The 11,028-nt window shown below is 58.8% G+C and carries 9 protein-coding genes; 3 read left to right on the top strand and 6 right to left on the bottom strand.

Annotated elements, in window-relative coordinates; all coding sequences use genetic code 11:
* Positions 1-4 precede the first annotated feature (4 nt).
* The 4 genes from J3R80_RS12595 to J3R80_RS12580 form a co-directional block, all read right to left on the bottom strand.
* Positions 5-1,042, bottom strand: coding sequence for a rod shape-determining protein (locus J3R80_RS12595; RefSeq protein WP_191286430.1), 1,038 nt, complete (start codon positions 1,040-1,042; stop codon positions 5-7).
* 172 nt (positions 1,043-1,214) lie between these two features.
* Complete coding sequence (locus J3R80_RS12590) at positions 1,215-2,552, bottom strand: MFS transporter (RefSeq protein WP_275394137.1); 1,338 nt, start codon at positions 2,550-2,552, stop codon at positions 1,215-1,217.
* 39 nt (positions 2,553-2,591) lie between these two features.
* Positions 2,592-4,130, bottom strand: a complete 1,539-nt coding sequence (locus tag J3R80_RS12585; protein WP_275394136.1) for a 2-isopropylmalate synthase — start codon at positions 4,128-4,130, stop codon at positions 2,592-2,594.
* A gap of 249 nt (positions 4,131-4,379) precedes the next feature.
* Complete coding sequence (locus J3R80_RS12580; protein ID WP_275394135.1) at positions 4,380-5,852, bottom strand: 2-isopropylmalate synthase; 1,473 nt, start codon at positions 5,850-5,852, stop codon at positions 4,380-4,382.
* A 187-nt stretch (positions 5,853-6,039) separates the two neighbouring features.
* Here J3R80_RS12580 and J3R80_RS12575 point away from each other — a divergent pair, with 187 nt between their 5' ends.
* Complete coding sequence (locus J3R80_RS12575; protein WP_275394134.1) at positions 6,040-7,701, top strand: NAD+ synthase; 1,662 nt, start codon at positions 6,040-6,042, stop codon at positions 7,699-7,701.
* Positions 7,702-7,720: 19 nt separating this feature from the next.
* On the opposite strand, the gene J3R80_RS12570 is transcribed toward J3R80_RS12575, so the two are convergent.
* Positions 7,721-8,656: an MBL fold metallo-hydrolase gene (locus tag J3R80_RS12570; protein ID WP_275394133.1), complete on the bottom strand. Its 936-nt coding sequence runs from the start codon at positions 8,654-8,656 to the stop codon at positions 7,721-7,723.
* Positions 8,657-8,774: 118 nt separating this feature from the next.
* Here J3R80_RS12570 and J3R80_RS12565 point away from each other — a divergent pair, with 118 nt between their 5' ends.
* On the top strand, positions 8,775-9,209 hold the full coding sequence (locus tag J3R80_RS12565; protein WP_275394132.1) for a DUF1801 domain-containing protein: 435 nt from the start codon (positions 8,775-8,777) through the stop codon (positions 9,207-9,209).
* Here the strand turns inward: J3R80_RS12565 and J3R80_RS12560 are convergent, their stop codons facing one another.
* Positions 9,210-9,608, bottom strand: a complete 399-nt coding sequence (locus tag J3R80_RS12560) for a metallopeptidase family protein (RefSeq protein ID WP_275394131.1) — start codon at positions 9,606-9,608, stop codon at positions 9,210-9,212.
* A 63-nt stretch (positions 9,609-9,671) separates the two neighbouring features.
* Between J3R80_RS12560 and gltX the strand changes: the two genes are divergently transcribed.
* Positions 9,672-10,997 (top strand): glutamate--tRNA ligase, encoded by a 1,326-nt coding sequence (gene gltX / locus J3R80_RS12555; RefSeq protein WP_275394130.1) that lies wholly within the window; start codon positions 9,672-9,674, stop codon positions 10,995-10,997.
* The last annotated feature ends 31 nt before the right edge of the window (positions 10,998-11,028 follow it).

Here is an 11,028-nt window from a genome sequence, read left to right as displayed (position 1 = left end):
ACGGTCAGCTGTCGTAGTCGATGACGTGGCGCAGTTGCTTTTCGAATTCCAACGCTTTGCCAGTGCCCAGCGCCACGCAATTCAGGCTTTCATCCGCGACCGAGATAGACAGCCCGGTTTGTTCGCGCAGCGCAAGGTCCAACTCGCCCAGAAGCGCGCCACCACCTGTCAGCATCACGCCGCGGTCCACGATATCAGCCGCCAGATCGGGCGGGGTCGCTTCCAGCGCGGTCATCACCGCTTCGCAGATCTGTTGCACGGGTTCGGCCAGCGCCTCGGCCACTTGCGCCTGTGAAATCTCGGTTTCTTTGGGTACGCCGTTCAACAGATCGCGACCCCGAATCTTCAGCGACGCTCCGCGCCCATCATCCGGCATACGAGCCGTGCCGATCGAGGTTTTGATCCGCTCTGCCGTGGTTTCCCCAACAAGGATGTTCTGCTGACGACGCAGGTAGTTGATGATCGCATCATCCATCCGGTCGCCACCCACCCGCACCGAGCGCGCATAGACGATGTCGCCCAACGACATCACGGCAACCTCGGTCGTGCCGCCACCGATATCGACAACCATGTTGCCGGTCGGGTCGGTAATGGGCATCCCCGCGCCAATCGCTGCGGCAATCGGTTCGGCAACCAGCCCGGCCTTGCGGGCACCGGCCGAGATCACAGACTGGCGAATGGCTCGCTTTTCGACGGGGGTTGCGCCATGCGGGACGCAGACGATGATTTTCGGCTTCGAGAAGGTCGTGCGCTTGTGCACCTTGCGGATGAAATGCTTGATCATCTCTTCCGCGCTGTCGAAATCCGCGATCACGCCTTCGCGCATGGGTCGGATGGCCTCGATCGAACCGGGTGTGCGGCCCAGCATCAGCTTGGCGTCTTCGCCCACGGCCAGCACCTTCTTGACGCCGTCTTTAACATGGTAGGCAACAACCGAAGGTTCGTTTAGGACAATTCCCTTGCCCTTCACGTAAACCAGCGTGTTCGCCGTCCCAAGGTCAATTGCCATGTCCGACGAAAACAAACCCGAAAGCCCAACCATTACAGCCTACCCCGCTTCAATACCCTTGTGGTCCGCGATTCCCCAAAGGACGCAGACCGATGGATATATAAGGGTCAGCAGGCTCAGGTGAAAGGCCTAATACGCGTTCGCAAGCGGCTTATTGCTTAGATGGAAGGCCGGGAAACGCCTTGTGCGGGTTGGATTCAAGCGCCTAGCCGTGGGTCGGCCAGACCCTGTGTTCATCGTCGATGACGAAGGCATGGGCGTGGCTTTGCCCATGACCATGATGGGCTTTCATGTGGGGGTGATCAGGCGACAGGTGGGGGTGACTGTGTTGAACGATCCTTTCAGCATTCGCGGGCCAAAACCTGATCGCGGACAGAACGCCCAGCGCGCCCAACCCACCAAGCATAAGAAGTGAAACCGAAAGGCCAGCAATTTTCCCGACCCACCCCGCCAGAGGATAGGTCACAAGCCAGCACGCATGTGACAGCGCGAACTGAGCCGCAAAGAGTGCGGGGCGATCCTCGGAATGGGCTGAGATGCGCAATAACCGCCCGGATGGCGTCAGGATCGCCGAATAGAGCAAGCCGAAAAACGCCCAGATCGTCAGGAACACCCCCCAGGGCGGCAAGGAATCCCCCCAGCTTAGTGCGGCAAAGACAAAGGCAAGCGCGGTCAGAGCAATCGCCGACGGCATCATAACATCACGTTCCCGCATCCGGCTCAACAGCGGGGGCAACATCATCGCGGCCAGCATGGAACCACCCCCGAACGCCGCCATGGCGACGCCCAGCGCCCCTTCCCCCAAACCGTAGTCGGCCCGAACCAGCACGACCGTATTCACCAGCACGAAGGCGCTGATAGCAGCGGCAGTCATGTTCAACGACAGCAACCCGCGCAAACGAGGTGTCGCAAGGTAAATGCGGCTGCCGCGTGTCAAGCGATCCCGGAATGATCGTTTCTCGTCCGGCTGCGCCCGGTCTGGCAACGAACTGCGCGCCACAAGGACGGCCGAAATCAGAAAACCAATCACCGTGCCAACGAACAACCCGTGGAACGAGATCACCGCCAGAAGCAAGGCAGCAAGTGTAGGGCTTAGAAGGTTTTCGACGTCATAGGCCAGCCGCGACAGGGATAGTGCCTGCGTATAGTCGTCTTCGTCGGTCAGCACATCGGGGATCGTGGCCTGAAACACCGGCGTGAAACTGGCCGATGCAGCTTGCAGCAGAAAGATCAGGGTATAAATCTGCCAAACCTCGGTGACGAACGGCAGGGCAAGCGCAACCGTTGCGCGCACCAAATCTGCACCGATCATAACCGCCTTTCGCGGCAGTCGCTCTGCAATCGCAGCCAACACCGGTGACAGACCGACATAGGCAACCATCTTGATCGTAAAGGCCGTTCCCAGCACCGCCCCCGCCGCGTCTTCTGCCAGCTCATAGGCCAGAAGACCCAGCGCGATGGTCATCAATCCGGTGCCCAGCAAAGCCACCACCTGAGCGGTGAAGAGTGCGGCATAAGTGCGGTTTGACAGGGCGCGTATCATACGGGCGAGTGTAGCCCCGCCCGTATGCAGGTCAATGTATCAAACGCCTTCGGGCTTGGTTTTCTCGCGCCGTACCAACAGGTTGTTCAATGCGTTCACATAGGCCTTTGCCGAGGCAACGACGGTGTCCGTGTCAGACGACTGGCCGGTGACGATCTTGCCGTTCTCTTCCATCCGGACAGACACGGTCGCTTGTGCGTCGGTCCCTTCGGTCACGGCATGCACCTGATACAATTGCAGCCGTGCATCATGCGGAAACAGATGCTGGATCGCGTTGAAGGTTGCATCAACCGGCCCGTCGCCCGTCGCTGTTTTTTGATGGTCGACCCCGTCGATCTCCAATGTCAGGTCAGCGGACTGAGGCGCTTCCGTGCCGCAGATCACGCGCAGGAATTTCACCTGAATGCGATCATTCGCGGCGTCCGTTCCATCGCGCATCAGGGCGATCAGGTCGTCGTCGAATACCTCTTTCTTGCGATCTGCCAGTTCCTTGAAGCGCACGAACACGTCTTTCAACTGGTTATCGCCCACGTCAAACCCCAGTTGGTTCAACCGGTCGCGCAAGGCGGCGCGGCCCGAATGCTTTCCCAGCACCAGGCTGGTTTCGGACAGGCCCACATCTTCGGGACGCATGATTTCAAAGGTTTCGGCGTTTTTCAGCATCCCGTCCTGGTGGATGCCGCTTTCGTGGGCAAAGGCGTTCTTCCCAACGATGGCTTTGTTGTACTGCACAGCAAAGCCGGACACCTGCGCCACGCGGCGCGAGATGTTCATGATTTTCTTCGTATCTACGCCCGTGTTCCACGGCATGATATCGTGGCGCACTTTCAGGGCCATCACGACCTCTTCCAGAGCTGTATTGCCCGCGCGTTCGCCCAGACCATTGATTGTGCATTCAATCTGGCGCGCGCCCGCTTCGACCGCAGCCAGCGAGTTCGCCGTCGCCATGCCCAAATCGTTGTGGCAGTGGGTGGCAAAGGTAACCTCGTCCGCCCCCGGAACCTTTTCGATCAGCATCCTGATCAGATCGGCACTCTCGCGCGGCGCAGTATAGCCAACTGTGTCGGGAATGTTGATGGTGGACGCCCCAGCCTTGATCGCGATCTCGATCACGCGACACAGATAGTCATGCTCGGTCCGGGTTGCGTCCATCGCAGACCATTGAACATCATCCGTCAGATTGCGCGCATGGGTGACCGTCTCGTGGATCAGATCCGCCATCGCATCTTTGGTCAGATTGGGGATATCCCGGTGCAGCGGAGACGTACCGATAAAGGTGTGAATGCGCGGTTTGGCGGCATGGCGCACGGCTTCCGCGCAGCGGTCGATATCTTTGAAGTTTGCGCGGCTCAGCCCGCAGATGACCGAGTTCTTTGATCGCTTTGCAATCTCGCTGACCGCTGCGAAATCACCTTCCGAGGCAATCGGGAAACCTGCTTCGATGATGTCGACGCCCATGTCGTCCAGCATCTCGGCGATTTCCAGTTTCTCGTCATGGGTCATGGTCGCGCCGGGGCTTTGTTCGCCGTCACGCAAGGTTGTGTCGAAAATCAACACGTGATCCGATGTGGTGGTCATAGTCTTGTCTTTCAGTAGATGTGTCTTAGCCTTGGTGGCCCAAATCCGGGCCGGTTCGTGGCGCGTCTGGCGGTTCCCCTGAGCGGTCGCGCCAAAACGGCACGCTCAGAGGCGGCTAAGAAGAAGCAGAAGGCCCAGCGCGGGGCGGTGTGTGATATGTTTCTGCGTTTCCATGGCGCGACTATAGGGCGGTTTTGGCCAAGATAAAGCCCTTTTTCTGACAATCTGGGACAATTTACCGGGCCAAGCTTAGTTGGTGGCGGCATCCGAACTGGCATCCGCCGCGGCTGCCCCCGCTGCGCTGTCAACTTCGGGTGCGGGCACCGTGATGGCTGCTCCGGCAATGACGCCGTCCTCCCAGGTGCCATCCTCCTGACTGCCATCGGCGCGGGTCACAACCCCTTCGCCATGACGTTTGCCTTTTTGGAAGCTGCCCTCGTAGCGATCGCCATTGGCATAGATCGCCACGCCTTGACCGTGAAACAGCCCAGACCGCCATTCCCCTTCATACGAGAACCCGTCGGCGATCGTGTATTTGCCCTTGCCCTCGCGTAGCCCTCCGACGAATCCACCCTCATACGTCGCGCCATCGGCGAAGACCGATTTGCCTTGGCCGTGCGGCTGACCTGCTTGCCAATCCCCGACATAAGAAGTCCCGTCCGCCGTGGTCAAGCTGCCCTGTCCGTCATAAAGCGCGTCTTTGAACATGCCGTCGTAAACCGTACCATTGGCATAGCGGGCGATACCTTTGCCTTCGATCACGCCGGCTTTCCATTCACCTTCATACGTATTTCCATCGGGGTATTTGATCATGCCTGTGCCATCAGCCACCCCATCGCGAAACTGCCCCTCGTAAACCGAGCCGTCGGGATAGGTCACTTTACCCGCACCTTCGATCACACCGGCAACCCAATTGCCTTCATAGCGATAGCCATCAGCACCTTCAAAAACACCCTGCCCCTGGCGCTTGTCCTTTTCGAAACTTCCTTCATAGCGGTCGCCATTGGTGTATTCGACCACACCCTGCCCCTGACGGGCCCCCGCTTCGAAGTTTCCGGAATAGATATCGCCATTGGCCTGTTTCAGGATGCCTTCACCCTGCATCTGACCCTTTTCCCAGGTGCCGTCGAAAATCATACCGTCCGCTTGGGTCAGAACGCCCGTGCCATGTCGTTCGCCTGCGCGCATCTCACCGTCATATGTTGAACCGTCCGCATAGGTCGAGGTGCCACGTCCTTCTTTTACGCCAGCAACCCAATCGCCTTCATAGATATATCCTGTCGGGCTTTGCAGACGCCCTTGACCATGATGCATGGCATTTCGAAACCCGCCTTCGTATTTTATTCCGTTGGCATAGATCGCCAGACCGGATCCGTTGATCTTGCCATCCACCCAATCCCCCTCGAAGGTCGACCCATCTGCGAAGGTGATCTTGCCGAACCCCTCGGGCTTGCCCTTGGCAAAACTGCCTTCGTAAATCGAGCCGTTGGGGAAACGCGCCACGCCCTGTCCGATGATCTCGCCTTCAATGAACTCGCCGGTATATTCGTAACCCGTCGGCAGTTGCAGCGTGCCCATTCCATGCTGCACTCCGCCCTTGAACGTCCCCTCATAAACCGCGCCATCCTCGTATTGCTTGGTCTCGATCTGCGCGACGGCGGGCAACGTGCCCAGCGCCAGACCAAAGACGACACCACGAAAACCTGTGCGAAGGGGAACCATGTCCAACCTCTTTCAATAAGTGATTTTTCCGCGCTTAAACCCACGCAAACCCGCAGCAAGACTATGCGAGCCGTGGCCCCGAAACAACGGTTTTCCAACGCATGGTCTTTATCCCGCACACAAACCTGCTACATCTGTGCGCAAGATCAAACCCGGCTTGGATCGCCGGGCCACAAGGATACGCGCGATGAGTGACCATTTCCGCCTGACAATGGCGCAGCTGAACCCCACCGTTGGTGCAATTGCCGCCAATGCCGACAAAGCGCGCGCTGCGTGGGAACAGGCCAAGGCGGCGGGCAGTGCTCTGCTGGCCCTGCCTGAAGCATTCATCACCGGCTATCAAACGCAAGACCTTGTCATGCGCCCCCAGTTCTTTCGCGATTCCATGGCCGCGGTTGAACAACTGGCCGCGGATTGCGCCGATGGCCCCGCAATCGGCATCGGCGGGCCGTTTCACGACGGTACGCATCTGTTTAACGCTTATTACATTCTGCACGGCGGCAAAGTGGCTGCGCGAGTCCTAAAACAGCGGCTGCCCAATTTCACGGTATTCGACGAAGAGCGGCAGTTTACCTCTGCCGATCCGCAAGGCCCGATTGCCATGGGCCCAATCCGTGTCGGCATTCCGATCTGCGAAGACGCGTGGCATGGCGAAGACGTATGCGAAACGCTGGCCGAAAGCGGAGCCGAAGTTCTGCTTATTCCGAACGGATCACCCTATTACCGGCGCAAATTTGATGTACGCGTGAACCACATGGTGGCGCGCGTGGTCGAAACCGGTTTGCCGCTGCTCTATCTGAATATGGTGGGCGGTCAGGACGATCAGGTGTTTGACGGAGGGTCATTCGCCCTGAACCCGGGCGGGGAGCTTGCCTTCCGCATGACCACCTTTGACGAAGAAATCCGCCATGTCGATCTGAACCGCACGGACGACGGTTGGCGCATTGCCCCCGGCCCCATCGCCGTGCATGGGGACGAGTGGGAACAGGACTATCGCGCGATGGTCGAATCCTTACGTGACTATATGGGCAAGACCGGTTTCAAACAGGTGCTTCTGGGTCTGTCCGGCGGGATCGACAGCGCGATTGTAGCAACCATCGCCGCGGATGCGCTTGGTCCCGAGAACGTCCGCTGCGTCATGCTGCCGTCGGAATACACGTCACAAAACTCACTGGACGACGCCAAGGACATCGCAAACCGACTTGGCTGCACCTATGATTTCGTGCCGATCAAAGAAGGTCGCGACGCGATCACCAATACGCTCGCTCCGTTCTTCGAAGGCACCCAGCCTGACGTGACCGAAGAAAACATCCAGTCCCGCCTGCGCGGATTGCTGTTGATGGCGCTGTCCAACAAGACCGGCGCGATGCTTCTGACCACCGGCAACAAATCCGAGGTCGCCGTGGGCTATGCCACCATCTATGGCGACATGGCGGGCGGCTATAACCCGATCAAGGACTTGTACAAAACGCGTGTCTTTGAACAATGCCGCTGGCGCAACGCCAATCACCGCGACTGGATGAAAGGCCCGGAAGGCGAGGTCATTCCGGTGTCGATCATCGACAAACCGCCCTCGGCCGAGCTGCGCCCCGATCAAAAGGACGAAGACAGCCTGCCACCCTATGAGGTGCTGGATGCCATCCTAGAGGGCTTAATTGACGACGAGAAATCCGTGGCCGAACTGGTCGCGGACGGGTTTGACCGCGACACCGTCAAGAAGGTCGAGCATCTGATCTTCATCAGCGAATACAAACGCTTCCAATCCGCGCCGGGCACCCGTCTGACCATGCGCAGCTTCTGGCTGGATCGGCGTTATCCGATCGTGAACCGTTGGCGGGACACAAGCTAGGCCGCCCCGCCAACAGGCTTCATCCCATCAAAAGCTGATAGCTGTGCGGCACGTATTGAAATCCTGAATCACGGGCCTCGACATAGCCCAGTGCCGGGAATGGCATGTGATAGCCGATGAAGGGCATCTTTTCGGCTGCCAGCATTCCCAGCAGCGATTTGCGCGTTGCGGCTGCGGCTGATTTGTCCATATCGAACCTGACCTCCCAGTCGGGATAGCCCAGCGACCAGATATAGTGGTTGGCGAAATCCGCTGCGACCAAAAGCGATTTTCCATCGCTTTCCAGACGATAGGCCATATGACCGGGCGTATGGCCAAAGGCCTCGACCGCTTCGATCCCGGAGACAACGGTATCGCCACCGTTGATCATCGTCATCTGTTCAGCCAGAGGCGCCACCTTGGCATCGAACCCTTCATTTCCTGCCGCCGCCCAGTGGTCGAACTCGATCGCGCCGGTGACATAACGCGCATTCGGGAAGGTTGCGCCGGCGTCGCCTGCCAGCCCTCCGATATGGTCGCCATGCATGTGGGTGATGACCACAATATCCACCTGATCCGGTGTATAGCCCGCCCCGGTCAGTGCCGCTGTGATCCCGGCCGGATTCAAGCCCGTGTCGAACAAAACAAGCTCGGACCCGGTATTGATCAAGGTTGGCGTAAAGAAAAACTGCGCCGCATCGGTTGGAATATGGGCCGCTTCGGAGACCGCTGCGAACTCGTCCTCGCTGACATTCATGCCGAAGATGCTTTGCGGTTCTTCCACCGTGCGGTTGCCCGCCAGAAGGGTCGTGACCTCGAACTGGCCCAGCTTCACGGTCTGCGAAGCAGTGCTGGACAGACCCATTTGCGGCGCCATCGCCCGCGCAGATCCAGCAGCAAGTCCTGCCAATGGCGCGGCAGCCCCCGCCATCAACAGGTGTCGGCGCGATAGATGTGGAACAGAGAAAGATTTCATGAGTGACCTCCCGGTATGAGCAGATTTTGATGAAATACAGACCTGCACTATACTTCGAATTCCGACGAAAATGGATGGCGTCACGCAATCGTGACAGGATCGAAAGCAAGGGCATGAAATGAGTGCAAAGGAAAACAAGACACGTCCCACCGGCCAGACCGTTGTCGATTTCATCAACTCAGTCGATCCCGAAACGAAACGCAGGGACGCCGAGACGATGGATCGGCTGTTCCGTCGGGTCACTGGCTTCGCGCCGGCCATGTGGGGGCCATCCATCATCGGCTATGGCAGCTATCACTATCGCTATGCCAGCGGGCGCGAGGGCGATTTTCTGGCCACCGGATTCTCGCCCCGCAAGGCGCGCCATTCGATTTATATCATGCCGGGATATGCCGACTATGGGGACATTCTGACCCGGTTGGGCAAGCACAAGATGGGCAAGTCCTGCCTTTATGTGAACAAGCTGGCCGATATCGACTTGGACGTGTTGGCCGAGTTGATCCGCGCCGGATTGCGCGATCTGGACAAGACGTGGAAGGTGCAGCCCAGCTGATCATTCCCACCAGCGATCAATTTGGGCAATATCGGCGTCTGACCAGCCGAAATGATGCGCGAACTCGTGCACGATGATGTGCCCCACCAATTCTGCCAGCGAAACGTCTCCGCGCGACGCCCATTCATCCAGAATGGGCCGTCGAAACAGCGTGACCGTGTCGGGTGCGAAGGGCTGATCGGACACGGATTTCTGTGTCAGCGGAATGCCCTCGTAAACTGCGGTCAACTCGAACGGATCCTCGATCTCCATCTCGGACAGCAATACGGCGTTCGGCATGTTTTCGACGCGGATCGCGACCTCCAGCGCCTTTTCAACAAAGGCTGGCGGCAGACGCATCCGGGCGTCATTTGCAAGTGCCTCGATATCAGCAATTGAAGGGGCGTATTTGCGAGTCATACCAGATTATATGGACAAATCGGGACCAGTATGAAAGAGGGTCGAGCCAAGGAGACCTGACCCATGACCACCACCCGCTTTGCCCCATCGCCCACCGGCTACATCCATGTTGGCAACCTGCGCACCGCGCTGTTCAACTATTTGATAGCTGCCAAGTCGGGCGGAAAATTCATCCTGCGCCTTGACGACACCGATCCGGAACGCTCCAAGCAGGAATACGCGGACGCGATCATGGAGGATCTGGAATGGCTGGGCCTGACATGGGACCGAGTTGAAAAACAGTCAGACCGTCTGGACCGGTATGAAGACGCCGCACAGAAGCTGCGCGACATGGGCCGCTTCTACGAAGCATTTGAAACCCCGACCGAGCTGGACCTTAAGCGCAAGAAGCAACTGAACATGGGCAAGCCGCCGGTCTATGACCGTTCGGCGCTGGCCCTGTCAGAAGACGAAAAAGCCAAGCTGCGCGATGAGCGCGGGCAAGGCCACTGGCGGTTCAAGCTGGATCACGAACGGATCAATTGGGCTGACGGGATTCTGGGCGACATTTCGATTGATGCCGCATCCGTGTCGGACCCGGTGCTGATCCGGGGCGACGGGCAGTTCCTGTACACGCTTGCCTCGGTCTGTGACGACATCGACTTCGGCATTACGAACGTGGTGCGCGGGTCGGACCATGTGACCAACACGGCCACACAGATCCAGATCATCGAAGCGTTGGGCGGCAAGGTGCCATCCTTCGCCCACCACTCGCTTTTGACCGGCCCGCAAGGCGAGGCGCTGTCCAAGCGCCTTGGCACACTGGCCATCCGCGACTTGCGAGAGCGCGGTGTGCAGCCAATGGCCCTGCTGAGCCTGCTGGCGCGATTGGGGTCATCACAGCCGGTCGAGCTGCGCAGTTCGCTGGACGAGATCGTCGAAGGCTTCGACCTGTCGACCTTTGGTTCCGCTCCGACCAAATTTGATGTCGACGACCTGTTCCCGCTGACCGCCCGTTATCTGGCGAATCTTCCCGTTGATGCTGTGTCGAGGACGTTGGATGACCTCGGCGTCCCGTCCGACAAAGCCGAAGCATTCTGGACCGTGGCACGTGAAAACATCACGACGCTGGGTGATCTGGAGGCTTGGTGGACCCTGTGCCGCGACGGTGCCGACCCGGTGATTGACGAAGAAGACCGCGAGTTTGTTACCAGCGCGATGAAACTTTTGCCCGATGGGCCGTATGACGCCGATAGCTGGTCAAACTGGACCGCAGCAGTGAAAGACGCCACCGGACGCAAAGGGCGCGGGCTGTTCATGCCACTGCGTAAGGCGTTGACCGGGATGAGCCACGGGCCGGATATGTCGGCCTTGATGCCATTGCTCCAGGTTATTCGCGCAAAGGGCTGATATCTCGCAGTCGCGGGTAAGGTCCGGTCGA

This window comes from Aliiroseovarius sp. Z3, from assembly GCF_029105185.1.
Lineage (GTDB): Bacteria > Pseudomonadota > Alphaproteobacteria > Rhodobacterales > Rhodobacteraceae > Aliiroseovarius.
The sequence above is the reverse complement of the archived record's forward strand: the minus strand, read 5'-3'. Positions and strand labels throughout refer to the sequence as shown.

Bases quoted from the DNA above. Each gene is read 5' to 3' on its own strand.
- J3R80_RS12595 (WP_191286430.1), bottom strand. From the start codon at position 1,042: ATGGTTGGGCTTTCGGGTTTGTTTTCGTCGGACATGGCAATTGACCTT.
- J3R80_RS12590 (WP_275394137.1), bottom strand. From the start codon at position 2,552: ATGATACGCGCCCTGTCAAACCGCACTTATGCCGCACTCTTCACCGCT.
- J3R80_RS12585 (WP_275394136.1), bottom strand. From the start codon at position 4,130: ATGACCACCACATCGGATCACGTGTTGATTTTCGACACAACCTTGCGT.
- J3R80_RS12580 (WP_275394135.1), bottom strand. From the start codon at position 5,852: ATGGTTCCCCTTCGCACAGGTTTTCGTGGTGTCGTCTTTGGTCTGGCG.
- J3R80_RS12575 (WP_275394134.1), top strand. From the start codon at position 6,040: ATGAGTGACCATTTCCGCCTGACAATGGCGCAGCTGAACCCCACCGTT.
- J3R80_RS12570 (WP_275394133.1), bottom strand. From the start codon at position 8,656: ATGAAATCTTTCTCTGTTCCACATCTATCGCGCCGACACCTGTTGATG.
- J3R80_RS12565 (WP_275394132.1), top strand. From the start codon at position 8,775: ATGAGTGCAAAGGAAAACAAGACACGTCCCACCGGCCAGACCGTTGTC.
- J3R80_RS12560 (WP_275394131.1), bottom strand. From the start codon at position 9,608: ATGACTCGCAAATACGCCCCTTCAATTGCTGATATCGAGGCACTTGCA.
- gltX (WP_275394130.1), top strand. From the start codon at position 9,672: ATGACCACCACCCGCTTTGCCCCATCGCCCACCGGCTACATCCATGTT.